We start from the raw sequence: 25,972 nt of genomic DNA on the forward strand, positions 1-25,972 counted from the left end.
TCACTCGGAGAAATGATCCCAACCATTCAGGGACCAATCGACAGGTTTTCCCTGCCATTGCACGGTTATACCTTCACCATGGCGAACCTGACCGATACAGGTCACTGCGGTGTTGGTGTGTGCAAAAGCCGCATCCACCGCGCCACGATGGCTTTCAGGTACAGTAAAACAAAGCTCGTATTCTTCGCCACTGGTCAATGCGATTTTCCTTGCTGCTTCTTCACCGCCTGCAAACGCTACTAACTCTTCAGATACAGGAAGGGTTTCTGCATTAATAACAGCGGACACACCGCTGGCTTTCAGGATGTGCTTGAGATCCGCCACCAGACCATCAGAGATATCCAACGCAGACGAGGCAATTTCACGAAGAGCCTGTCCAGCCAGTACTCTTGGCTCAGAATAATAGTGGCGATTCAGCAGCGTGTTTTCGGTGTCATTCTTAGGCGCGTTGCCATTCAAGATAACGTCCAAACCTGCAGCACTGTCGCCAAGGTTCCCCGTCACATACAACCAGTCCCCGGCTTTCGCACTATCACGACGAATGGCTTTACCCGCAGGAACAAAACCTTGAAGCGTCATCGTAATACTCAGGGGACCTTTGGTCGTGTCACCACCCACCAATTGGACTTGATAATACTCAGCAAGCTTGTAAAAACCGTCACAGAAGGCTGCAAGCCAAGTTTCATTCGGTTCAGGGAGTGTCAAAGCAAGAGAACACCATGCCGGCATAGCGCCCATGGCAGCGAGATCGCTTAAGTTGGAAGCCAACGCTTTGTGCGCCACTTTTACGGGATCAGCATCAGGGAGAAAATGGGTTCCTGCCACCAGTGTATCGGTCGTGACGACCAGTTGACAGTTTTCCGGCACCGTGATGATAGCTGCATCATCCCCTATGCCTAAGTCCACATCGCGGCGCGTGACTGGCTGCGATTTAAAGTAACGGTTTATCAGGTCGAATTCGTTACCGGCCATCAGTCCTTTCCTAAGAAAAAGGCCAGCGTGGCTGGCCTTTGAAGTCTTAACTCGATATTACTTTTTACGCAGCGTCGGTACCGCTTTATCCAGCACACCGTTCACGAATTTGTGGCTGTCTTCCGCGCCAAAACGCTTCGCCAGCTCAATCGCTTCGTTAATAACTACTTTGTAAGGAACGTCTTCGCGTTTGCACAGTTCATACATAGCCAGACGAAGAAGTGCGTGTTCCATTTCGTCCAGATCCTGGATTGGACGAGACAGGTAAGGACGCATTTTGCTGTCCATTTCCTGATAATTCAGAACAACACCTGCCAGTAGATCACGGAAGTAATCTACGTCAGTTTCTGGTTGGCGCAGACGTGGTTCTTCCGCCTGATGCTCTTCTTCTTCATAGTTGTCTGCCGCAAGGAATTGAGCTTCGATATCAGCTACGTTGCCTTGCGTTAGTTGCCATGAGTAGATTGCTTGTAGTGCAAAATGGCGCGCGTTGCGCCGTGCGGCTGGTTTCACAGTAACCCCCGATTAGGATTCGATTTGGGACAGTACGTTTACCATTTCAAGCGCGCTTAGTGCAGCCTCTGCCCCTTTATTACCAGCCTTGGTACCCGCGCGTTCGATGGCTTGTTCAATGGTGTCTACGGTCAGCACGCCGAATGCAACAGGAGTATCAAACTCAAGCGCAACCTGTGCCAGACCTTTGTTACATTCTCCGGCCACATAGTCAAAGTGTGGCGTACCGCCTCGGATCACTGATCCCAGCGCGATAATAGCGTCGTAACGGCCGCTTTTTGCAACACGTTGCGCCACCAACGGCAACTCGTAAGCGCCTGGGCAACGTACTACAGTAATATTGTCTTCACTTACTTGGCCCTGACGCTTCAGCGCATCAATAGCACCATCCAGCAGGCTTTCGTTAATAAAGCTGTTGAAACGGGAGATAACGATAGCAACTTGAGCATTTGGTGCTGCGAATGCACCTTCGATTACCTTCATGGGCCTTCCTATGACTTATTTATCCGGATTGAGAAACCGCGGGATTCTATCACACTTTTCTGCAAAGCCGCCAGCGCTTATGCCGCTTGGGAATTTGCATCGAATCCAGCCTGTTTCGGAATAAAAAAACGCAGCTTGAGCTGCGTTTTCTTTATCAGCGTCGTTTCAGTTTAGTCGACGACATACTCGACGACTTTCAGACCAAAGCCTGAAAGTGCGTGGTAACGTTTATTGGTTGAAGACAACAAACGCATGTCCGTCACACCCAAATCCGCCAGAATTTGCGAGCCTACACCAACACGGCGACTGGTACCCTGCCATTTGGCCGCTGCCGGTTTCTCGCCTTTGTCCTGCGCTTCAAAAGTACGTACTTTGTTAATGATGGACTGAGAAGACTCTTCTTTGCCCAGAATCACCAATACACCACCATCAGCATTGATACGTTTCATCGCATCACTCAATGACCAGCTACGCTCGGCTGAACGATCAGAATGCAGCAAGTCGGTAAAGGTGTCTTGGAGGTGCACGCGTACCAGCGTTGGCTGATTGCTCACTTCTCCTTTACGCAGGGCATAGTGCACCTGGCTGTCGATGGTGTCACGGTAAGTGATCAGATCAAACTCACCATATTCCGTCGGCAGCTTACACTCTGCCACGCGCTCAATGGTGGTTTCGTTGTTGTTACGGTATTCAATCAGATCAGCGATGGTACCTAGCTTGATGCCATGCTTCTCGCCGAACTTTTCCAGATCCGGACGACGCGCCATGGTGCCGTCTTCGTTAAGGATCTCAACAATCACACCTGCAGGAGAGTAACCCGCAAGGCGCGCCAAATCACAACCTGCTTCTGTGTGACCCGCTCGGGTCAGCACACCACCATCCTGAGCCATCAACGGGAAAATATGTCCTGGCTGAACCAAGTCAGCGGCAACTGCATTGGGTGCAACGGCTGCTTCCACTGTTCGCGCACGATCGGCGGCAGAAATACCCGTTGTTACCCCCTCTGCCGCTTCAATCGAAACAGTGAAGGCCGTAGAGAACTGCGCGTTGTTATCGCTGACCATCAGCGGTAAACCAAGGCGTTGGCAACGATCTTTAGTCATGGTGAGACAAATCAGACCACGGCCATATGTCGCCATAAAGTTGATGGCTTCCGGCGTAATTTTTTCTGCTGCAATGATGAGGTCGCCTTCGTTTTCGCGATCTTCATCGTCCATCAGGATAACCATTCTGCCCTGACGGATGTCTTCAATAATCTCTGCTGCGCTGCTGATTGGCATGGTTCTGTCCCTGTTCTTACCGGCAATCCGGTTCTGTTATCTCAAAAAGCCCGACTCAGCGAGCTTTGCCATGGTCAAACCGCCAGCACCACTTTGCTGTGCAGCACGGTCGCCCATCATTAATCGTTCAAGGTAGCGGGCAATCACGTCTACTTCGATGTTGGCTTGGTATCCGACAGTGAAATCTTCGATCGTAGTTTCCAGAGCGGTATGCGGAACGATGGTGAGTTTGAATCGATTGCCATCCACTGCATTGATCGTCAGACTGATACCATCAATCGTGACCGAGCCTTTCTCGGCCAGGTATTTGGCGAACTCTGCAGGTGCTTCGAGCCAAAACTCGATCGCACGCCCCGTTTGGGTGCGTGAAACCACCGTCGCCACACTGTCGACATGACCAGAAACCATGTGGCCACCAAATCGTGTTGTTGGCAGCATGGCTTTTTCCAGATTCACTTTCTGGCCCGCTTTGTAAGTTGCAAACGCGGTACGGTTAAGTGTTTCACCCGATAGGTCCGCCACATAACCCTTTCCGGTCAATTCGACCACGGTCAGACAAACACCATTGGTAGCGATGCTGTCGCCCAGTTTCACGTCAGCCAGATCCAGCTTGCCACTTTCCACGGTCAGCGAAATATCACCGCCTTTAGGGGTAATTTTCTGGATATGGCCAACCGCTTCGATAATTCCTGTAAACATATTGATTCGCTTTGATTGTTACTCTGGCTGTGGTTTTTGCATGCGAAGACGCACATCATTGCCGATACGGGTCACGTCAGTCAGTTCGAAGGCTGGCACTTGAGTCATACAGGTCATGCCGTGCAAGTTCACCAAAGCACGACTGTCGCTTCCCATCAGTTTAGGGGCCTGATAGATAATCAGCTCATCCACCAAGCCAGCCTTCAGTAGACTGCCGGCCAGAGTGGCGCCCGCTTCCACCCAGATATGATTGATGCCATAAGATGCCAAGGCACGCAAAGAGCTATTAAGATCAAGCTGTCCCGCTTCTTTAGCGACGGTAAGCAGTTTTACCGTGTCATTATCTGAATCCGCTTGAGAAGCCGTTACGATGATAACTTCCCCGTCCAATGAGAAAAGGTGCGCATCATCTTTCACCTTTCTTTGGGTGTCGAGGATCACGCGGACCGGCTGACGCAAATTGTCTTGCGCATACTGCGCTTTCACTGCATCGGGCAGTTGTTCCCAACGCACGTTAAGAGAGGGATTGTCGTCCAATACCGTCTGACTGGTTGAGAGAATGGCACCCGCTTGAGCGCGAAACACCTGCACATCGGCGCGGGCTTCATCCCCGGTGATCCATTTACTCTGACCATTTGCCAGCGCCGTGCGACCGTCAAGACTGGAGGCAAGCTTTAACTGTACAAACGGCAAACCGGTTTTCATCACTTTGATAAAACCGGGATTCAGTGCTTCAGCTTGTGCCTGCATTAAACCTACATCAACCTGAATACCCGCATCACGCATACGCTGTATACCGCGCCCTGCCACTTTTGGGTTTGGATCGACCATGGCACAAACGACACGGCTAACACCCGCAGCAATCAATGCATCAGCACAAGGAGGCGTGCGTCCATAATGGGAGCATGGCTCAAGGGTGACGTAAGCGGTAGCACCTTTAGCGTTGTCACCCGCCGCGCGAAGCGCGTGCACTTCTGCGTGCAGTTCACCGGCACGGAAGTGAAAACCTTCGCCGACAATGTCATCACCCTGAGTGATGACACAACCAACATTAGGGTTAGGCGCGGTGGTATAGATGCCGCGTTTTGCCAGTTCGATGGCTCGCAGCATCATTTGAGAATCAAAAATTGAAAACATGTATCCGCTTATTTTTCCAGGCGGGCGATTTCTTCACCGAAGTCTCGGATATCTTCAAAGCTGTGGTACACAGACGCAAAGCGAATGTAAGCGACTTTATCGAGTTCTTTCAGTGCATCCATCACCAAATTGCCCACCAGCGTCGAAGACACTTCACGCTCGCCCGTTGCGCGAATCGTTGATTTGATGGTGTTAATAGACTTTTCGATATCGTCCGTGCTCACCGGGCGCTTTTCAAGAGCTCGCTGAATACCGCCACGCAATTTATCTTCGTTAAATGGCTCTCGGTTGCCATTGGTCTTGATGATACGCGGCATCACCAGCTCTGCAGTTTCAAACGTAGTATAACGTTCGTTACACGCCAAACACTGGCGACGACGACGCACCTGATGGCCGTCTGCGACCAGTCGTGAATCAATGACCTTGGTGTCATTCGCACCACAAAATGGACAGTGCATCTCGCCTCCTTAAACAATTGGTGAACAGTGTAACCGATTTGCAGACCTGAGAAAGCGCGAAAGTGGTGAAAACAGGCACAAAAAAAGCACCCGAAGGTGCTTTTTTCAATCAGATAACGGCTTATGCGTAAACTGGCAGACGTTTACAGATTTCCAGTACTTTCGCTTTCGTCGCTTCAATCACTTCTTGGCTTTCGATGTTATCCAGAACATCACACATCCAGTTAGCCAATTCTTTCGCGTCATCTTGCGTGAAACCACGACGGGTGATCGCTGGAGAACCAACACGGATACCAGAAGTCACGAATGGGCTACGTGGGTCGTTAGGAACACTGTTTTTGTTCACAGTGATGTTCGCTGCACCCAGTGCTGCGTCCGCTTCTTTACCCGTGATGTTCTTGTCGATCAGGTCAACCAGGAACAGGTGGTTTTCAGTACCGTTAGATACCACTTTGTAGCCACGCTCTTGGAACTGCGCAACCATCGCTTTAGCATTGTCTACTACGCGCTGCTGGTATGCTTTGAACTCTGGTTCCATCGCTTCTTTGAACGCAACAGCTTTTGCAGCGATAACGTGCATCAGAGGGCCACCCTGACCACCAGGGAATACTGCTGAGTTCAGCTTCTTGTACATGTCTTCGCCTGCGTTAGACAGGATCAGACCGCCACGAGGACCCGCCAGCGTTTTGTGCGTGGTTGTGGTAACGATGTGTGCGTGCGGAATTGGCGTTGGGTATACTCCCGCCGCAATCAGGCCAGCAACGTGCGCCATATCAACGAACAGGTAAGCACCTGCTTTGTCAGCGATTTCGCGCATGCGCGCCCAGTCAACGATTTGCGAGTACGCAGAGAAACCACCGATGATCATCTTAGGCTTGTGCTCAAGCGCCAGCGCTTCCATTTCGTCGTAGTTGATTTGGCCAGCTTCGTCGATACCGTAAGGGATCACGTTGTAGTGCTTACCAGAGAAGTTAACTGGTGAACCGTGAGTCAGGTGACCACCATGAGCCAGGCTCATGCCCAGAACGGTGTCGCCTGGGTTCAGCAGCGCCATGTAAACCGCGCTGTTTGCCTGAGAACCGGAGTGTGGCTGAACGTTCGCATACTCTGCACCGAACAGTTCACATGCGCGGTCGATTGCCAGCGCTTCAGCTTTGTCTACGTACTCACAACCGCCGTAGTAGCGCTTGCCTGGGTAGCCTTCCGCATATTTGTTAGTCAGTTGGGAACCTTGCGCTTCCATAACGCGAGGGCTGGTGTAGTTCTCTGACGCGATGAGCTCGATGTGCTCTTCCTGACGTGCAGTTTCTTCCTGGATCGCGGCAAACAGCTCCGCATCGTAATCAGCGATGTTCATGTCACGCTTTAGCATCTGTATCTCCTGACTCAGATAGTTCCCTGGGTACCAAGTTGACCGGATAACTCGCTTAGGCAAATCATCGGGTCAACCTGGTTTGGGTTGATTTACACCAAATTAAAAACGTCAGTATCCATGCGGACGCAAACGTTTTCGTCATTGCATTCCTATTGGCTGCGATTCTACAAAATTTGTTGCGCAACAGGTAGTAGGAATCACATTTTTTTTGCCTGCCTGAACATGGTCTTTTCTCATTCCAATCATGAATTGAATTCACATTGACCAATGTCACAGACTGTAAACCACAAATCTTTACACCTCGTAAGCTGCTGCTGACACAAGCGCTTACGCGAGTTTACCCCGACTCTTTCCTCCCTTATGCAATCTCATTAAGATGCCCTGCTTTTCATCTATTTACTGTGAAAGCAACACCGCGGAATGATTCCAGAGAGAATCAAACATCCCGGATTTTTGTGAGTACATTCTTGCGTCGTGAATCCCTTTAAAAACGACACATTTTTAGGAGTTATTGCGTTGAGTTATCAGCCCAAACATTCACAGTTTGAAGACATGATTGCGGTCCTGTCCGGTGCGTTCATTGTAGCGCAGGGTGTTTATTTCCTGCAGCAGGCAGGTTTGCTTACTGGCGGTACCACAGGTCTGGCACTTTTGATCACCCAGTTTACCGACCTCTCATTCGGTACCATTTACTTTCTGATGAACGTGCCTTTCTATATTATGGGATGGCAGCGTTTTGGTACCCAGTTTGCCCTTCGTAGTGTCTTTGCAGGTGGCATGGTGTCGTTAATCGTCGACCACATCTCACACGTATTTACCATTGGCTGGCTACAACCCCTGTATTGCGGTTTGATTGGCGGTCTTCTAATGGGTGTGGGCATGTTGATGATTTTCCGCCATAACGCCAGTCTCGGGGGCTTCAATGTGCTGGCACTATACTGTCAGGACAAGTTCGGCGTTCGTGCGGGCAATGTACAGATGGCAATTGATATTGCCATCCTACTGGCTTCATTTTTCTTCGTTTCGCCATGGCTGCTAGGGTGTTCTGTTGTTGGCGCTTTTGTTCTGAACCTGGTGCTGACCATGAACCATAGACCAGACCGCTACGTCGTCTGTTATTAAGCGGACTCCGTCACAAATCAGAAAGCCCCGTCGTTGGTAAGACTTCGGGGCTTTTCTTTTAATACATCTAATAAATTCAAGAATATAAAATCTGACTTTTTGGACAGCCACTGACATCGTTTTGTCATTGAAACATCACAGAGCCGAAAGCAGTGCTAAAAACAATATCTTTAATAACAACGCAGTGGACATATAAAATGAAAACAACATTTACCCTTTCCCTTCTCACTACTTGCCTTATCGCCAATACAGCTATTGCCAAGGCACCTCAGCAGGATGATGTTTGGTATACAGACGCTAAAGCAGCCATTGAGCAAGCCAAAAAAAACAAACCCATTCTTGGTAAAGCTAAAAATATCATTGTGTTTATTGGTGATGGTATGAGTGTTGGCACCATTACAGCAGGACGTATCTACGCCGGGCAACAACAGGGACAAAGCGGCGAAGAATATCGGCTCGCCATGGAAACCCTGCCAAATGTTGCGCTTTCCAAAACCTATAATACAGATATGCAAACCCCAGATTCAGCCGGTACTGCTACCGCCATTGTCACTGGTGTTAAAACCAAAGCAGGGATCGTCAATGTGAACGACAATGTCCGTCGCGGATTTTGTGATACGGTCGCAGGTAATGAGGTCGCTTCAATCTTTGAGCTCGCTGCAGATAAAGGCAAAGCTGTAGGGGTTGTTTCCACAGCTCGCATTACTCACGCCACACCAGCGACAGCCTATGCACACAGTCCCGATCGCAATTGGGAAAACGACGCCAAAGTCCCCAATATTGCCAAAGAACAAGGTTGCAAAGACATTGCTTCACAGCTGATTGAGTTTGAACATGGGGATGGATTTAAAGTTGCCATGGGCGGAGGCCGCCGTGAATTTATTCCAAGCGATGCCAAAGATCCTGAATATCCAGATAAAGGCGGTAAACGAAAAGATGGCCGTAACCTGATAGAGGAGTGGCAGGCCAAGTATAGTGATGGCCAGTTCGTTTATGACTTCGATGGTTTTGACAAAATCAAAGTGGACGAAAATACCCGTGTTTTGGGCTTGTTCGAACCAAGCCACATGCAATACGAAGCTGACCGCAAGGCTGAAAACAAAGAGCCTTCCCTTGCCCAGATGACAGACAAAGCCATCGACATTCTGAGTAAAGACAAAGACGGCTATGTTCTGATGGTAGAAGCTGGTCGTATTGACCACGGTCACCATGCCGGCAACGCAGCCCGTGCGTTAGAAGATACCAGTGCCTATGATGCAGCAATAAAAGTTGCGATGGAAAAAACTGATCCGCAAAACACACTGATCATTGTTACTGCAGACCATGCTCACACTATGATAATGAACGGCTACGCAGAACGCGGAAACCCCATCCTCGGCTTGTCCAAGCAGAAAGGAAAATTCAACAAGGATGTGGACGGCAATACCTACACCACCATTGTTTACGGCAATGGTCCGGGTGCTGTCACTGAGTCACCGCGCCCAAGCGTCTCTCAGGAGCAAGCGCTGCAGCTGGATTACCTGCAACAGTCTCTGGTTGGACTGGGCTCAGAAACCCACTCAGGTGAAGACGTGGCGATTTTTGCTCGAGGCCCACAGGCCTGGTTATTCCAAGGTGCCGTTGAGCAAAACTATATCTTCCATGTGATTGATGAAGCGGCAGAGTTGACCAAATAATGACCTAAACGAATAAGACCGCCTAACGGCGGTCTTAAATTTGGAAAATTCTGAGGCTCAAATCGCTTCTTCGTCTTCTTCACCAGTACGGATACGCACGACGCGCTCTACGTCAGTGACGAAAATCTTACCATCACCGATCTTGCCGGTTTGTGCTGTTTGCACAATGGTCTCAACGCACTGGTCTGCGGCATCAGCAGCCACGACGATTTCCAATTTAACTTTAGGCAGGAAGTCCACCATGTACTCCGCACCGCGGTACAACTCGGTGTGACCTTTTTGGCGGCCGAAACCTTTGACTTCCGAAACCGTCATACCGGTAATGCCGACTTCCGCCAGTGCTTCGCGCACGTCGTCAAGCTTAAACGGCTTGATAATCGCTTCAATTTTTTTCATGTCTCATTCCCTTAAATTCTGCGTTGCGCAACATCACTAATTGTAACCCTACACTGTTCCGTTGGCGCGGTTTTCCTTAACAATTTCCTGTATTAAACCAGAGACTTCTTCCATGTCGTGGTTTTGGTCTCGCCACACGCAAAGGGTGGCTCATAGCCGGAGTTGGTCAACAGTGCCTGCATAGGTTTACGTCCGATCACCGCACCACAGTCCACTTTTAACTCACATGCTACCGTTGCTGCGTAAGCTTCCAATGCATTTAGCAAGTTTTTACCAATGCCTTGAAGGCGGCTCGCCTGATCGACTTCAAGCAGGGTTAAGGTCGCATCTTCCACCATGATACCGTTATGGCGTTTTTCATGTTGAAGTACAGCCACAGCAACAGGTTCACCCTCTTTTTCGGCAACCAACATAGGGAGCTCTTTCGTCGATTCAGGATCGTTCAGTTTTGCCAACGAGGGAAAACGGCACTGCAGGGATTCCGGCACCTGTCCGGATGGAATAAGCGTAAAGCTGATTGCACTGTCCATTGCATTTCTCTCCATAAAATTGCCGGAACACTTTACCCTTTCGCCGATACCGGATGCAATCGGATAAAAAAACCGCCACCAGAAGGTAGCGGCTTGTGTCACAAGTTTGGCGTTTAAAACGTACTGAGTTAACCCAGCTTGACGCGCGCGTTACGGAACATACGCATCCAAGGGCTATCTTCACCCCAGTTGTCTGGGTGCCATGAGTTCGCCACAGTGCGGAATACACGCTCTGGGTGCGGCATCATGATAGTCACGCGACCGTCGCGGGTGGTGAGGCCAGTGATACCGTTAGGTGAACCGTTCGGGTTCGCCGGATAATCCTGAGTCACCTTGCCAAAGTTATCCAGGTAACGCAGTGCAACCGTGCCTGATTGCTCAATCGCAGCCAGATGCTCTGCATCACGCACTTCCACACGGCCTTCGCCATGAGAAACCGCGATAGGCATGTGAGAGCCCGCCATACCGCTCAGGAACAAAGATGGGTTTTCCTGAACCTGAACGAGGCTAAAGCGTGCTTCAAAGCGCTCAGATTCGTTGCGGACGAAACGCGGCCACAAATCAGCACCTGGGATCAAGTCGTGCAGGTTAGACAGCATCTGACAGCCGTTACACACACCCAGAGCGAACGAGTCACCACGGTGGAAGAAACGCTCGAACTGGTCACGCGCCTGATCGTTGAACAGGATAGATTTCGCCCAACCCTCACCTGCACCCAGTACGTCACCGTATGAGAAGCCGCCACAAGCTACCAGGCCGTTGAACTCTTCCAGCGAAATGTTGCCTGCCAGCACGTCGCTCATGTGAACGTCTTTAGCATCAAAGCCAGCGCGGTCAAACGCAGCTGCCATTTCAACGTGGGAGTTTACGCCCTGCTCGCGCAAAATCGCCATTTGAGGACGCGCACCTGTTGCGATAAACGGTGCCGCCACATCTTCCTGAACATCGAAAGTCAGGGTCGCTGACAAGCCAGGGTCGGTAACATCTTTCTTCGCGTCAAACTCTTGCTGAGCACCGCGTGGATTATCGCGCATTGCCTGCATTTGGTAAGTGGTTTCCGCCCAAATGGTACGAAGCTCAGTACGGTTCTGATCCAGCACCAGTGCATCACCATTCCAGACACGAACAGCGTCGTCTTCTGTCAGGGTACCAATCACATGGCTACAGGTTTCCAGACCGTGAGCAGACAGCGTCGACAGCACAGAGTCCAAATCTTCGGTGCGAACCTGAACCACAGCACCCAACTCTTCGTTGAACAGCGCTGCCAGCTCGTCGCTGCACTCGCCTTCAGCAGATAGAGTGTTGATATCCACTTCCACACCCACGTGACCAGCAAACGCCATTTCCGCCAGTGTCACATAAAGACCACCATCACCACGGTCATGGTAAGCCAGCAGTTTTTCATCACGAACCAGCGTTTGCATCGCGTTGAAGAAGCCTTTCAGCAGCTCAGGGCTGTCAACATCAGCAGGTTTGTCACCCAACTGCTTGTAAACCTGCGCAAGCGCGGTGGCACCCATGCGGTTTTGGCCTTGGCCAAGGTCGACCAGAACCAGTGCGCTGTCGCCTTTGTCAGTGCGAAGCTGAGGCGTGACTGTCTTGCGTACGTCTTCGACACGGCCGAATGCGGTGATGATAAGAGACAGTGGCGAAGTGTTTTCTTTCTGCTCACCGTTTTCGTCCCAGCGGGTTTTCATCGACATCGAGTCTTTACCCACAGGGATTGTCAGATCCAGCGCTGGACACAGCTCTTCACCCACCGCTTTCACTGCTTCATACAGACCGGCATCTTCGCCCGGGTGACCTGCGGCAGCCATCCAGTTTGCAGACAGCTTGATGCGCTTCAGGTCGCCAATGTCAGAACAGGCAATGTTAGTCAGGGATTCAGCGACTGCCAGACGCGCAGACGCAGCAAAGTCCAGCAGTGCAACTGGCGTGCGCTCACCCATCGACATGGCTTCACCGTGGTAAGTATCGTAGCTAGCTGCGGTCACAGCACAGTTCGCCACAGGCACCTGCCAAGGGCCGACCATTTGGTCACGCGCAACCAAACCGGTCACGGTGCGGTCACCGATGGTGATAAGGAAGGTTTTCTCTGCAACTGAAGGCAAACGCAGCACACGCTGGGTCGCTTCTTCGATGTTGATACCGTCACGGGCAATCGTCTGACCTTCCACTTTCAGAGAGGTCACGTCACGATGCATTTTCGGTGGTTTGCCAAGCAGAATGTCCATTGGCATGTCGATTGGTGTGTTGTCGAAGTGGCTGTCTTCCAGTGTCAGATGACGCTCTTCAGTCGCTTCACCTACCACCGCGTAAGGTGCACGTTCGCGCTTACAGATAGCATCGAACACGTCCATGTTTTCTGGCGCAACCGCCATCACATAGCGTTCTTGAGATTCGTTACACCAGATTGCCAGTGGGCTCATACCCGGCTCGTCATTCGGTACGTCACGCAGCTGGAATTTACCGCCGCGCTCGCCGTCATCCACCAGCTCAGGCAAGGCATTCGAAATACCACCTGCGCCCACGTCGTGGATAAACGCAATTGGGTTTTGCTCGCCAAGCTGCCAACAACGGTCAATGACTTCCTGACAGCGGCGTTCCATCTCAGGGTTTTCACGCTGAACAGAAGCGAAATCCAGATCTTCGGTCGACTGACCAGACGCCATTGAAGACGCGGCACCACCGCCCAAACCGATATTCATCGCAGGGCCGCCAAGAACAATCAGCTTCGCGCCAACTGGGATTTCTTTTTTCTGTACGTGCTGGTCACGGATGTTACCCATGCCGCCCGCAATCATGATCGGCTTGTGGTAACCACGTACTTCTTCACCGTTGTGCGAGGTCACCTTTTCCTCGTAAGTACGGAAGTAACCCAGCAGGTTCGGACGACCAAATTCGTTGTTAAATGCGGCGCCACCCAGAGGGCCTTCCAACATAATATCCAGCGCATTAACGATGCGGTTTGGCTTGCCGAAATCAGTTTCCCAAGGCTGCTCAAAGCCAGGGATACGCAAGTTAGATACCGTGAAGCCCACCAGACCCGCTTTTGGCTTACCACCGATGCCGGTTGCGCCTTCATCACGGATTTCGCCGCCAGAGCCGGTTGAAGCCCCAGGCCATGGAGAAATCGCCGTTGGGTGGTTGTGGGTTTCCACTTTCATCAGGATATGTGCGTCTTCCTGATGGTAATCATATTGGCGTGACTCTGGATTCGGGAAGAATCGACCCACATTTGAACCTGTCATCACAGCTGCGTTGTCTTTGTAAGCTGACAACACGTATTCACTGTTGTGTTCAAACGTATTCTTGATCATCTTGAACAGGCTCTTTGGCTGTTCAACACCATCGATGGTCCAATCTGCATTGAAAATTTTGTGGCGACAATGCTCAGAGTTTGCCTGTGCAAACATCATCAACTCAATGTCGTTCGGGTTACGACCCAGCTTGATGAAGCTTTCCACCAAGTAATCAATTTCGTCTTCCGCCAGAGCCAGACCCAACTCAACGTTGGCTTTTTCCAGAGCTTCACGTCCACCACCTAAAATATCGACTGCCGTCATTGGTGCAGGCGTTGCCGCTTGGAACAATGCAGAAGCTTCGTCGAACTGGCCAAATACCACTTCCATCATGCGATCGTGAAGCAGGCCAACCAGCGTCTTTTGCTGTGCTTCTGACAGTTCACCAGACAACTCGACATAGTAAGCAGTGCCACGCTCCAGGCGTTTTACCTGAGCCAAGCCGCAGTTGCGGGCAATATCGGTAGCTTTGGAAGACCAAGGGGAGATGGTGCCGGGGCGTGGTGTTACAAGGAAGAGGGTTCCAGTAGGCGCATGCTCAGCGATCGTTGGACCGTAAGTGAGCAAGCGATCCAGTTTTTGCTTTTCGTCCTCACCCAAAGGCGCGCTGAGATCAGCAAAGTGGATATACTCAGCATAGAGGCTGGTGACAGGCAAATCATTCGCTTTGCAGCTTTCCAGCAGTTTTTGGACTCGAAATTCGGACAGAGCGGGGGAACCACGCAAAATTTCCATGTGCGTACGTCTCTCGGTTAGCAGTGAATTAAAGTAATATTGACCTAACCCCATGATTTACATTGCGCAAATGAGATGGGAAAGCCATGTCGATACCACTTCTAAAGGCTTCGGGGCGGTATTATAGGGTAAAAAGGTGAGCGACGTAACACTTGACGCAACCGTTTGCGTAACTTTTTTTGACTGGCGTTTATTGTCACTATTCTGAGTATTCGCCAAGTAACGGTTGCTGCTTAACTTTCCGCATCCGGTCAGCTTTGATATAACAGTCGTCAAACTTTAGAGGTAGGCATAACTTTTTGAACTCGAACGCTGTAAAACGAACCTATCAACTACTTACTGGCTTTTTCCTGATGCTTTTCCTCGCGGGCTGCGAGTGGAAGTATGATGACAGAACTGCGCTGGAAAAAATCCGCGACCGCGGCGTATTGCGCGTGGGCACGCTAAATAACCAGCTTTCTTACTACATTGGTCCCGATGGCCCAACAGGCCTCGACTATGAGCTGGCCTCCCAATTCGCCCAAAGCCTGGGCGTCAAGCTAGAAATGCAACCCGCTTATACGCTGTCAGGCCTGTTCCCTGCCGTAGAGCGTGGTGATGTTGATATCATCGCGGCTGGCTTAACCATCACCAAAGACCGTCTTGAGCATTTCCGCCCTGGGCCTGCTTATTACTATGTTAGTCAGCAGTTGGTATACAAAAACGGTCACTGGCGTCCGCGTAATCTGACCGAACTCAACAAAGACGGCGCGCGCGTTGCTGTGGTGGAAGGTTCAAGCCATGCTTTGACTCTTCAAGCTATTCAGCGTGAATACCCAGAACTTATTTGGGAAAGCATCAAAGACACTGACGATGATGAGCTGCTCAAACAAGTCGCAGACGGTAAGCTGGATTTCACCATTGCCGATTCCGTAGACATTGCACTCGTACAACGTACCCACCCTTCGATTACTGTTGCTTTGAGCCTCACGGAAGATGAGCCTGTCGCCTGGTTCATGAAGAAATCACGTGATGACAGTGTTTACGCTTTGATGATTGAGTTTTTCGGTAAGAAGACCCAAAGCGGTGAATTGGCGGCACTCGAAGAGAAGTACTTCGGCCACGTCGACAGCTTTGACTTTGTCGACACCCGCGCCTTCTTGCGTGCCATTGACTCCAAACTGCCTGAATGGGAGCCACTGTTTAAGAAATACGCCGATGAATTTGACTGGCGTTTGCTGGCGGCGCTTTCTTATCAGGAATCTCACTGGAACCCCCGCGCTGTATCGCCAACAGGGGTGCGTGGCATGATGATGTTGACGCTGCCGACAGCAAAATCCGTGGGCGTGAAGAACCGACTCGACCCAGAGCAAAGCATCCGCGGTGGCGCAGAATATCTGCGAAAAATGCTGCATCGTGTGCCAGACAGTGTCAATGAACATGAAAAAATCTGGTTTGCGCTCGCTTCTTACAACATTGGTTTTGGCCACATGATGGATGCACGACGCCTGACCAAGGCGCAAGGCGGAAACCCGGATTCGTGGGCCGATGTTAAACAGCGTCTACCTCTGTTAGCGAAACGCCAATACTATAAGCAAACCCGATATGGCTTTGCGCGCGGTTATGAGGCACTAAGCTATGTTGAGAATATTCGTCGTTATTATCAAAGCATGGTTGGTTATGAGCAAGATAAAGCGGAAGCCATCACTAGTGATGCAGCCGACGATCTGGAAGGTTTGCAAACCATCAAAGTGGAAGACGTACCTGGCGAAGGTGTCAGCGAAGTGATTGATACGCTTGAGTCGACACCCGTGACAGATGAAGCAGAGAGTGCGGACAAAACACCGGAAACCCAGGAAAAAGCCGACAAGAAGAACTAGGTTTATCAGCGAATCATGCTGTCATCGTGCTTTAATAAAGGACGACTATAAATACCAATAAGCGCAGCGGGGCTGCGCTTATTTTTTCAAAAGGAACGTACGATGTTTGCTAAGAAAAGAAAGGCACAAGCTAACTTTTCCCGTAACTCCAGCGCGGCGTCGAACCGTCGTAAACGCCAACGCAATGTGGCACTGAAGAAGGTGCTATGGCGCCAACGCACGTTCGCGATACGCGAATTCGCCATGATGGACGAGAGTTTTTAATTTTCGTCAGAAGGGCTTTGCGCAGCTTTACGCGCTTCTTTTTCCGCTTTCTTTTCTGAGCGACGACGGCGGAAAAATGCCTGCAACTGCTCGCGACACTCCTCTTCCAACATCCCACCCTGATACTGAACGTGATGGTTAACGCCATCGTAGCTCAGCAAGTTCATGACACTCCCTGCGGCTCCCGTCTTATAATCGGGCGCGCCAAACACCACTTTGCCAATCCTGCTATGCACCATGGCGGACGCACACATTGGGCAAGGCTCCAAAGTGACATAAAGCACCGCATCCAACAGGCGGTAGTTTTGCAATACTTTACCTGCCTGACGTAGCGCCATCATCTCCGCATGAGCGGTGGCATCATGTTGGCCAATCAAGCGATTCCAGCCTTCTCCAATGACCACACCTTCATGCACGACAACTGCTCCGACGGGAACCTCACCTTCGGACTCTGCTTTGCCCGCCAGCTCCATCGCCCGGCGCATAAATTGCTGATCTATTTCGCTCTGTGTCACTGTGTACTTTAACCTTGCTCTTGCTATGCGCCGGAGTATATCACTCCATGCTCCTCAATCCTTAGTCTGATTCGCCAGTTTAGCCGCCAGAAAATCCACCAGCAGTTTAACGCGAAGAGGCTGCAGTCGGCGGTGTGGGAAAAGTGCCCAAATCCCCTCCTCCAAATCCTCATAAGCATTCAGTATTTTGACGACCTCACCGGAGCCCAACGCCTCCTGCAAGTAGTAATCCGGAAGCTGGATTAGCCCATTACCGCGAGTTGCAGCATCGAGCAACGCAATACCACTGTTACAACGAAGGTTTCCTCGCACCCTTACTGTACGTTCTTTTCCTTCCTCTCTAAAACGCCAGTAGTCATGTTGACCACGAAGGCAATTGTGTTGTGCCAGTTCAGAAAGGGTGTGGGGGGTACCAAATTTGGAAAGGTAATCCGGAGAACCACAGACAATAAGACGACGTGTGGCAAGACGCTTGCACACCATGGAAGAATCTACCAATCGCCCCAGTCTCAATGCGACATCACAAGATGAATCGACAAGGTCTAGCGTCGCATTGGTCAGATCTACCTCTATCTGAATTTCAGGATAGGCATCCATAAAATCTAGTATCAATGGCATCACCACTTTTTCCCCATAGGTCACGGGCGCTGTTAGCTTAATGTGTCCATTCGGCGTCTCGTGCAACTGAGTCACTGCACTCTCTGCCTCTTTCAGACCATCAGCCAGCAGCCGACAATGCTGATAGTAAATATCGCCTTCTTCTGTGGTTGAAACCTTTCGCGTGGTGCGAAATAAAAGGCGGGTATTGAGCCTCTCCTCCAGCAATGCCACCTGTCTGCTGACATGTGCGGTCGATGCGCCTAACCGCTTAGCTGCTTTGGTAAAACTGGCCGTTTCGACCACTGCTAAAAACTCTGAAACCCCTTGCCAATCTGACATTATTTCCCACCAGTAAAAGTTAATTGCAATTTATGTGGATTATCACACGAATAGAAATAAATAGACTATCACTCAAATTCAGCGTGTCACAAAAGTGAACTCGCTCCACCAAGATATATCGCCTAGGGTTAGACGTTAAGGGACTAGCCCTTTTACTAATGAGGATGCTTTCAATGGCAGAACAATTTATCAAATCACGCGCAGCAATTGCCTGGGAAGCCGGCAAACCACTTAGCATTGAAGAAGTGGATGTCATGCTGCCAAAAGCGGGCGAAGTACTGGTGCGTATTATCGCAACTGGCGTTTGCCACACCGATGCATTTACCCTGTCAGGTGATGACCCAGAAGGTATCTTCCCTGCAATTCTGGGCCATGAAGGTGGCGGTATTGTTGAACAAGTGGGTGAAGGTGTCACCAGCGTAGCGGTTGGAGACCATGTTATTCCTCTCTACACCCCAGAATGTGGCGAATGTAAGTTCTGTAAATCAGGTAAAACCAACCTGTGTCAGAAAATCCGTGAAACTCAAGGCAAAGGCCTCATGCCAGACGGCACGACCCGCTTTTACAAAGATGGTCAGCCAATCTACCACTACATGGGCTGCTCAACTTTCTCCGAGTACACAGTATTGCCTGAGATTTCTCTGGCCAAAGTGAACAAAGATGCACCACTAGAAGAAGTCTGTCTTCTCGGCTGTGGTGTGACGACCGGTATGGGCGCAGTGCTCAACACCGCTAAGGTCCAAAAAGGCGACACTGTGGCTGTGTTTGGTCTGGGTGGCATCGGTCTTTCAGCCATCATTGGTGCAGCAATGGCAGGTGCAAGCCGCATCATTGGTGTCGACATCAATGAGAGCAAGTTCGAACTGGCTCAAAAGCTGGGCGCGACTGACTGCATCAACCCAAGCAAGTACGACAAACCGATTCAGGATGTCATCGTTGAACTGACCGACGGCGGTGTAGATTATTCATTCGAATGTATCGGTAACGTTAATGTCATGCGTTCAGCACTCGAGTGCTGCCATAAAGGCTGGGGCGAGTCTGTCATCATCGGTGTTGCCGGTGCTGGTCAGGAAATCTCTACCCGTCCATTCCAACTGGTTACCGGTCGCGTATGGCGTGGTTCTGCATTCGGTGGTGTGAAAGGCCGTTCAGAGCTACCAGAGATCGTAGAGCGTTACATGGCGGGTGAATTCGCTTTGGATGACTTCATCACTCATACCATGGGTCTTGAAGGCATCAACGAAGCATTTGATCTGATGCACGAAGGTAAAAGCATCCGTACTGTTATTCACTACGACAAGTAAGCGCCGTTAAGTTAAAACCCCACGCAGGCGGCAGCTAACCGCCTGCTTTGGAGTCCTAAATGAGTCTTGAAAATATCAGCAGCAACCGCAGTTTTGGCGGCTGGCATAAGCAGTACACTCACACCTCGCGAACTGTTCATAGCAATATGCGTTTCGCCATTTTCTTGCCACCTCAAGCGTCAGAATCAAATCGTGTGCCGGTACTCTACTGGTTGTCAGGACTGACCTGCAGTGACGAAAACTTTATGCAGAAAGCCGGCGCACATCGTGTCGCTGCTGAGCTGGGTATTGCTATCGTTGCCCCTGACACCAGCCCACGTGGCGACAACATTCCTGATGACCCTGAAGGCGCGTACGATTTTGGTATCGGTGCTGGCTTCTACCTGAATGCTACCGAAGCACCATGGAACCGTTTCTACCATATGTACGATTACGTGGTGAAAGAACTTCCAGCCGTTATTGAAGCACACTTCCCAGTCAGCGATGTGAAGGCTATTTCCGGCCATAGCATGGGTGGCCACGGTGCACTGACCATTGCGTTGAAAAACAGTGATGACTACCGTTCAGTCTCTGCCTTCAGCCCAATTGTGAATCCAGCTGCTGTCCCTTGGGGAGAAAAAGCCTTTACCAATTATTTAGGTGAAGATCGCCAAACTTGGCTGGAATACGACAGTTGCGCCTTAATCAAAAAAGCCGAGAAACACTTACCGATGCTGATTGATCAAGGTGATGGTGATCAGTTCCTGCATGAACAGCTGAAACCAGGCAACCTACTGCAAGCTGCAGAAGAAGCTGGTTATCCGCTGGAGCTTCGAATGCAGGAAGGCTACGACCACAGCTACTACTTCATTTCGAGCTTTATCGAAGATCATCTCCGGTTCCATGGAGAGCATTTGAAGTAATGCTTCAAACAACAAAAAACCCGGCCAAAGCCGGGTTTTTCTTTTCTTGCTGCGCCTGATCAGAAGCCCAGAGGAATGTTGAAGCTGAAGAACACAATCAGCAAGGTTGTCCATACGGTCAGGAATGCTGCTGAGTATGGCACCATCATCGCTATCACATCACCAAACGTCAGATCAGATTTGTACTTACGCATGAAGGCCAGAATCACACCTGCATAGGTCATCATTGGCGTGATGATGTTAGTCGACGAATCTGCTACGCGGTATGCGGCCGCCACCAGATCAGGCGTCATATTCGGGTTAACCTGATACAGCATAGGAACGAAAATTGGCCCCAGCAGCATCCACTTCGAAGTCAAGCCACCAACAAACAGGTTGATAATTGCAGTGGTAAGAATGAAGCCAATGATGAGCAGGATTGGGAAGTTTTCCAGACCCAGTGAAGACAAGGTGGTCGCACCTAGGTAAGTGATGTAAACACCCAAGCCTGAGTAACTCAGTACCGCCAGGAAGTTATGGCTGAAGAAAGTCAAAACCAGAACATAACCAAAGGTGTTCATCTGCTTCACCATGGCATTCACTACGTCTTGTAAAGACTTGAACTTGCCCGTGCTGTAACCAAAGCAAATACCCGTTACCGCAAACACCATCGCAATCAGCAGGATCACGTTGTTCATGTAAGGAGTGACTGTGCGGCCTGCCTCATTGGTGTATGGCGCAAGTGGACCCATTGCCAGCGCGACAATCGCAGCCAGAGAAGCAATCAGGCCGAGACCTGCAGCGCGCAGACCCTTTTGCTCGCTCTCGCTGACAGAGAAATCGCTCTGATCCAAGTCTTCCGGTAGCGTGTACTCCATCTTTTCCAAGCGAGGTGCGACAAAGCGTTTGGTGACCCAAGCACCCAGAATCGCCAGCATGAAGGTGGAAACAAAGATGAAGAAATAGTGCATGGTCGCAGGGTTTAGCACTTCACCTGCTGCGGTCTCAAAAGGCACGCCTTGAGATTCTGCAAACACACGTGCATTCAGACCAATAATGACGTCAACCGGGGTTGCAGGAATCAGGTTTGCACTAAAGCCCGCCGAAACACCTGCGAACGCAGCTGCCATACCGATCAGTGGGTTTTTACCCACACCTGCATACAACATACCCGCCAGAGGGATCAGTACCAGGTAGCCCGCATCCGTCGCGATGGAGCTCATGATACCCAGGAATACCAGCAGCATCGGCAGCCATTTCTCATTCAGGCGAAGACCAACACGCTTAATCACTGCCCCCAGAAGGCCTGAGTTCTCAGCAATACCGACACCCAGCATCACCACAAGGATGACACCGAGTACGCCATGGCCGAACGATAGCCAGTTTTCAAGGATCGCATTATCAAACATCCAGCGAACGTTTTCTGTTGCCAGCATGCTCTTCACAGTGTGACTGACAGGATTACCATCTGCCCCTGTGGTTTGGAATTCCATTCCGCCGATCAAACCTGTAATGGCCAATGCAGCCACAAAAAGGAACATAAAAATGATCACAGGATCGGGGATTTTTTTACCTACGCGTTCAATAAACGCAATCGCGCCATTCTGTTGCGGCGCTCCTTGTGAAGCTTGACTCATGTCATACCACCTTTTCGATGAGTTCTAACCTTGATTGACCATTCGCCGAAACGAGCATGCGATGAAATCAGGTATATCCGTTACTTTTGCCGCAAGAACTTAGCAGATGCCACTTTTGGAGTAAAACTCCAATAAATGAGATTAAAAAGGGGATAATGCCAAATCAATATTAAGAGTCAGGACTTATGACAGATTGAAGACAGCACTGCAGATAATAGTGTGAGATAACGCAAACATCCCAGAAGATACATCTTTTATACAAAATCTCAAAAATCCATTAATGTATAGATGTATGTTTTGATAATGTTGCGCTGATGTAGCACGTATTATTAGAGAAGAATTCAAACGCAAGAAAAAGCCCTGCACGGCGGCAGGGCTTGGATTACAACAGATTGCTGTTACATCTGGTAGGTGTAAGGTGCTTGGATACCCAGAGGGATGCCCAGAGCCCAGTAAGCCAGAAGGAAGATTGACCAACCGATCAGCATCGCAATGGAGTAAGGCATCATCATTGACGCCAATGTGCCGATACCTGTGCTCTTCACATAACGTTGGCAGTAAACCACCACCAGTGGGAAGAACACCATCAGTGGAGAAATGATGTTAGATACGGAGTCACCTACGCGGTAAGCCGCCTGAGACAGCTCAGGAGAAATACCCAGCGCCATCAGCATTGGTACCAGGATTGGACCAATCAGCGCCCATTTTGCCGAAGCAGAACCGATCAGCAGGTTCACACACGCGGTCAACAGAATCATACCGATGATGGTCAGCTGACCCGGCATGTTCAGCGCTTTCAGGAATGCCGCGCCTTCCAATGCCAGTAAGGTGCCGATGTTCGACTGGCTGAATGCTGCCAGGAACTGCGCACAGAAGAATGACATCACCAAATATGCGCCCATGGTCGCCATGGTATCGCTCATTGCTTTAATGATATCGCCTTGCGTTTTGAAGGTACCTGCCACGCGACCATAAACCACACCTGGAATCACAAACAGGATAAAGATCAGCGGTACGATAGATTTCATCAGCGGCGCAGAGAACGCAGTCAGTTCGCCTTCAGGTGAACGCAGTGCTGAGGTTTCAGGGATAAGTGCAATCACCAGCAGAACGATACCTGCCAGCATTGCAAAACCTGCACGGTTGAACGCTTTACTTTCAATAGCGGTGAAGCTACCCAGATCCGGTGCTTTTTCTGCATCTTCATCAATTGGCAATTTGTTCAGGCGTGGCTCGATGATTTTCTCAGTAACATACCAGCCGATAGCCACAATCAGGAAAGAAGAAAGGCCAGTGAAATACAGGTTCGCCAGTGGGTTCACCACGTAGTCTTTATCCAGAACCTGCGCTGCAGATTGGGTAAAGCCCGCCAACAGAGGGTCAATACCCGCAGGAATGAAGTTGGCAGAGAAACCGCCCGACACACCCGCAAACGCCGCAGCAATACCCACCAGTGGGTGACGACCCGCAGCGTGGAAGATGATGCCACCCAAAGGAATAACCAGAACGTAACCCGCATCTGCTGCCGTGTGCGACACAATCGCTACCAGAATCAGCGCTGGCGTCAGCAGCTTCTTAGGTGTCACGTTCAGCATTTTTTTCAGGCCAGTGGTGATAAAGCCAGATGCATCTGCGACGCCCACACCCAGCATGGCTACAAGCACAATACCCATAGGTGCAAAGCTGGTGAAAGTGGTCACCATGTTCGCCAGGAAGCTTGCAAGCGCTTCGCCAGTCAGAAGGTTATTAATTTCTACAGCCTGGCCGGTAACAGGGTGGATCAGGCCGAAATCAACCTGAGAAAGAACGGCGGACAGACCCCATACAATCAAAAGTCCATAAAAGAACAGAAGCGCAGGATCAGGAATTTTATTACCTGCCCTTTCAATCCAGTTCAGGAACTTTTCCATACCGCCGCTTGGCGCGTCTGGAGTATTGCTCATGGCATGATTACTCATTTAAAGCTCCGAGTTTTTGCAGTGTGTGTTTGCATCGTAAGGAGCGGATTCTTTGATGAATTCGCAACGACGTCATAATTATTCAACAGCACAAAATACACGTAACAAACCAAATTGGTAGTGACTAATCTCAATTAAAATTACGGTTTAAGCACATAAATTCAATTTACACACAAGCGATAAACACAAAGCAAACAAAGACAATCCAAATGAACAACAACCACAATAAAATGGCTACTTTTGGCGTGAAATGGTGAGTATCAGCCACCCTAAAGATGAATGACGTATCGCTGGTGAGAGAGAAAGAAAAAGGCACGCGATGCGTGCCTTTTGAACGACTGGATTTGAAGGGAGATTATTCCCACTCGATGGTTGCAGGTGGCTTACCAGATACGTCGTAAACCACGCGGCTGATGCCATCGACTTCGTTGATGATGCGGTTTGAAACGCGACCCAGGAAGTCGTATGGCAGGTGTGCCCAGTGTGCGGTCATAAAGTCGATGGTTTCTACCGCACGCAGTGAGACAACCCAATCGTATTTACGGCCGTCACCCATTACGCCTACTGAGCGTACTGGCAAGAACACGGTAAATGCCTGAGAAACCTTGTTGTAAAGATCGGCTTTGTGCAGTTCTTCGATGAAGATAGCATCCGCACGGCGCAGCAGGTCACAGTACTCTTTCTTCACTTCACCCAGCACGCGTACACCCAGACCTGGACCTGGGAACGGGTGGCGGTAAAGCATGTTATACGGCAGACCCAGTTCCAGACCAATCTTGCGCACTTCGTCTTTGAACAGCTCTTTCAGTGGCTCAACCAGACCCATTTCCATGTCATCCGGCAGACCACCTACGTTGTGGTGAGATTTGATAACGTGCGCTTTACCGGTCTTAGAAGCAGCAGACTCGATCACATCTGGGTAGATAGTGCCTTGCGCCAGCCATTTCGCATTCTTCAGTTTCTTCGATTCTTCATCGAATACGTCTACGAACACGTGACCAATCTTCTTACGTTTTGCTTCTGGATCAGCAATACCTTCCAGCGCTGACAGGAAGCGGTCTTCCGCATCAACGTGAACTATGTTCAGGCCGAAGTGGTCACCGAACATTTCCATAACCTGCTCAGCTTCGTTCAGGCGCAGCAGACCGTTGTCTACGAATACACAGGTCAGCTTGTCACCGATCGCGCGGTGGATAAGCATAGCAACAACAGAAGAATCCACACCACCAGACAGGCCAAGGATCACTTCGTCATCACCCACTTGTTCTTTGATGCGTGCAATCGCATCTTCGATGATAGATGCTGGCGTCCATAGCTTCTCACAGCCACAGATATCCATCACGAAGCGCTCAAGCATGCGGTGACCCTGACGGGTGTGCGTCACTTCAGGATGGAATTGAACGCCGTAGAAACGCTTCTCTTCGTTTGCCATTGCTGCAAACGGACAAGTATCAGTCGACGCAACTTTCTCAAAGTCAGATGGAATTTCTACCACTTTGTCGCCGTGGCTCATCCAAACATCCAGAACGCCTTTGCCCGCTTCGTTAATGGCATCTTCGATACCTTCAAACAGGCTGCCTGGGTTATCCAGCGTCACTTTCGCGTAACCGAACTCGCGCTCGTTAGATCCTGCAACTTTACCGCCAAGCTGCTCAGACATGGTTTGCATGCCGTAGCACACGCCCAGTACTGGAACGCCCGCGTTAAACACATATTCAGGCGCACGTGGTGAACCGTCTTCTGTCACGCTCTCCGGGCCACCGGAAAGAATGATGCCGTTCGGGTTGAAGTCACGGATATCCTGCTCTTCAACATCCCAGCCCCACAGCTCACAGTAAACACCGATTTCACGGATACGACGTGCAATCAACTGGGTGTACTGAGAACCAAAGTCGAGGATCAGAATACGTTGGTCATGAATATTTTGGGTCATTTCA

The 25,972-nt window shown here is 50.3% G+C and carries 22 protein-coding genes; 6 read left to right on the top strand and 16 right to left on the bottom strand.

What is annotated here, in order from left to right; translation table 11 throughout:
* The 8 genes from thiL to glyA form a co-directional block, all read right to left on the bottom strand.
* A complete protein-coding gene (thiL, locus tag RN22_RS00905) occupies positions 1-972 on the bottom strand; it encodes a thiamine-phosphate kinase (RefSeq protein WP_046302723.1) in 972 nt (323 codons plus the stop codon).
* Between the two features lie 57 nt (positions 973-1,029).
* The gene (gene nusB / locus RN22_RS00910) at positions 1,030-1,485 is read right to left on the bottom strand and encodes a transcription antitermination factor NusB (protein ID WP_002537000.1); all 456 of its coding nucleotides are present in this window, start codon (positions 1,483-1,485) and stop codon (positions 1,030-1,032) included.
* 12 nt (positions 1,486-1,497) lie between these two features.
* Positions 1,498-1,968 (bottom strand): 6,7-dimethyl-8-ribityllumazine synthase, encoded by a 471-nt coding sequence (gene ribE, locus RN22_RS00915; protein ID WP_002536998.1) that lies wholly within the window; start codon positions 1,966-1,968, stop codon positions 1,498-1,500.
* Positions 1,969-2,138: 170 nt separating this feature from the next.
* The gene (ribBA, locus tag RN22_RS00920; RefSeq protein WP_046302724.1) at positions 2,139-3,248 is read right to left on the bottom strand and encodes a bifunctional 3,4-dihydroxy-2-butanone-4-phosphate synthase/GTP cyclohydrolase II; all 1,110 of its coding nucleotides are present in this window, start codon (positions 3,246-3,248) and stop codon (positions 2,139-2,141) included.
* A gap of 36 nt (positions 3,249-3,284) precedes the next feature.
* A complete protein-coding gene (locus RN22_RS00925; RefSeq protein WP_046302725.1) occupies positions 3,285-3,947 on the bottom strand; it encodes a riboflavin synthase in 663 nt (220 codons plus the stop codon).
* 18 nt (positions 3,948-3,965) lie between these two features.
* Positions 3,966-5,084: a bifunctional diaminohydroxyphosphoribosylaminopyrimidine deaminase/5-amino-6-(5-phosphoribosylamino)uracil reductase RibD gene (gene ribD / locus RN22_RS00930; RefSeq protein ID WP_046302726.1), complete on the bottom strand. Its 1,119-nt coding sequence runs from the start codon at positions 5,082-5,084 to the stop codon at positions 3,966-3,968.
* 8 nt (positions 5,085-5,092) lie between these two features.
* Entirely contained in the window at positions 5,093-5,542 is a 450-nt protein-coding gene (gene nrdR, locus RN22_RS00935) for a transcriptional regulator NrdR (protein ID WP_002536993.1), read from the bottom strand.
* A gap of 121 nt (positions 5,543-5,663) precedes the next feature.
* Entirely contained in the window at positions 5,664-6,914 is a 1,251-nt protein-coding gene (gene glyA, locus RN22_RS00940) for a serine hydroxymethyltransferase (RefSeq protein ID WP_002536991.1), read from the bottom strand.
* 555 nt (positions 6,915-7,469) lie between these two features.
* On the opposite strand from glyA, the gene RN22_RS00945 reads away from it, so the two are divergent.
* Both RN22_RS00945 and RN22_RS00950 read left to right on the top strand, forming a co-directional pair.
* Entirely contained in the window at positions 7,470-8,039 is a 570-nt protein-coding gene (locus tag RN22_RS00945) for a YitT family protein (RefSeq protein ID WP_046302751.1), read from the top strand.
* A 197-nt stretch (positions 8,040-8,236) separates the two neighbouring features.
* Positions 8,237-9,715, top strand: coding sequence for an alkaline phosphatase (locus RN22_RS00950; protein WP_046302727.1), 1,479 nt, complete (start codon positions 8,237-8,239; stop codon positions 9,713-9,715).
* A 57-nt stretch (positions 9,716-9,772) separates the two neighbouring features.
* Here the strand turns inward: RN22_RS00950 and glnB are convergent, their stop codons facing one another.
* The 3 genes from glnB to purL form a co-directional block, all read right to left on the bottom strand.
* Positions 9,773-10,111, bottom strand: coding sequence for a nitrogen regulatory protein P-II (gene glnB / locus RN22_RS00955; RefSeq protein ID WP_002536987.1), 339 nt, complete (start codon positions 10,109-10,111; stop codon positions 9,773-9,775).
* A gap of 92 nt (positions 10,112-10,203) precedes the next feature.
* Positions 10,204-10,641: a GNAT family N-acetyltransferase gene (locus tag RN22_RS00960; RefSeq protein WP_002536985.1), complete on the bottom strand. Its 438-nt coding sequence runs from the start codon at positions 10,639-10,641 to the stop codon at positions 10,204-10,206.
* Between the two features lie 128 nt (positions 10,642-10,769).
* Positions 10,770-14,678: a phosphoribosylformylglycinamidine synthase gene (gene purL, locus RN22_RS00965; protein WP_046302728.1), complete on the bottom strand. Its 3,909-nt coding sequence runs from the start codon at positions 14,676-14,678 to the stop codon at positions 10,770-10,772.
* A 353-nt stretch (positions 14,679-15,031) separates the two neighbouring features.
* Here purL and mltF point away from each other — a divergent pair, with 353 nt between their 5' ends.
* Together mltF and RN22_RS25090 are read left to right on the top strand one after the other, a co-directional pair.
* Entirely contained in the window at positions 15,032-16,537 is a 1,506-nt protein-coding gene (gene mltF / locus RN22_RS00970; protein ID WP_231590823.1) for a membrane-bound lytic murein transglycosylase MltF, read from the top strand.
* Between the two features lie 102 nt (positions 16,538-16,639).
* The gene (locus tag RN22_RS25090) at positions 16,640-16,801 is read left to right on the top strand and encodes a hypothetical protein (RefSeq protein ID WP_002536980.1); all 162 of its coding nucleotides are present in this window, start codon (positions 16,640-16,642) and stop codon (positions 16,799-16,801) included.
* Here RN22_RS25090 and tadA read toward each other — a convergent pair.
* Both tadA and RN22_RS00980 read right to left on the bottom strand, forming a co-directional pair.
* Positions 16,798-17,316 carry a tRNA adenosine(34) deaminase TadA gene (gene tadA, locus RN22_RS00975; protein ID WP_082111329.1) on the bottom strand — a complete coding sequence of 173 codons (519 nt, stop codon included), beginning with the start codon at positions 17,314-17,316 and terminating at the stop codon, positions 16,798-16,800. The two genes, RN22_RS25090 and tadA, sit on opposite strands and share 4 nt — an antisense overlap.
* Positions 17,317-17,370: 54 nt before the next feature.
* A complete protein-coding gene (locus RN22_RS00980) occupies positions 17,371-18,255 on the bottom strand; it encodes a LysR family transcriptional regulator (protein WP_046302731.1) in 885 nt (294 codons plus the stop codon).
* A gap of 173 nt (positions 18,256-18,428) precedes the next feature.
* Here RN22_RS00980 and RN22_RS00985 point away from each other — a divergent pair, with 173 nt between their 5' ends.
* A complete protein-coding gene (locus RN22_RS00985; RefSeq protein ID WP_046302732.1) occupies positions 18,429-19,559 on the top strand; it encodes an S-(hydroxymethyl)glutathione dehydrogenase/class III alcohol dehydrogenase in 1,131 nt (376 codons plus the stop codon).
* Positions 19,560-19,618: 59 nt separating this feature from the next.
* Positions 19,619-20,461: an S-formylglutathione hydrolase gene (fghA, locus tag RN22_RS00990; RefSeq protein WP_002536975.1), complete on the top strand. Its 843-nt coding sequence runs from the start codon at positions 19,619-19,621 to the stop codon at positions 20,459-20,461.
* A gap of 59 nt (positions 20,462-20,520) precedes the next feature.
* Here fghA and RN22_RS00995 read toward each other — a convergent pair whose 3' ends face one another.
* The 3 genes from RN22_RS00995 to guaA form a co-directional block, all read right to left on the bottom strand.
* Positions 20,521-22,077 (bottom strand): AbgT family transporter, encoded by a 1,557-nt coding sequence (locus RN22_RS00995; protein ID WP_046302733.1) that lies wholly within the window; start codon positions 22,075-22,077, stop codon positions 20,521-20,523.
* A 398-nt stretch (positions 22,078-22,475) separates the two neighbouring features.
* Positions 22,476-24,035, bottom strand: coding sequence for an AbgT family transporter (locus tag RN22_RS01000; RefSeq protein ID WP_046302734.1), 1,560 nt, complete (start codon positions 24,033-24,035; stop codon positions 22,476-22,478).
* 355 nt (positions 24,036-24,390) lie between these two features.
* Positions 24,391-25,968 (bottom strand): glutamine-hydrolyzing GMP synthase, encoded by a 1,578-nt coding sequence (gene guaA / locus RN22_RS01005; protein WP_046302752.1) that lies wholly within the window; start codon positions 25,966-25,968, stop codon positions 24,391-24,393.
* Positions 25,969-25,972: the final 4 nt, after the last annotated feature.

It is taken from the genome of Grimontia sp. AD028 (genome assembly GCF_000973155.1).
Taxonomy (GTDB): domain Bacteria; phylum Pseudomonadota; class Gammaproteobacteria; order Enterobacterales; family Vibrionaceae; genus Enterovibrio; species Enterovibrio indicus.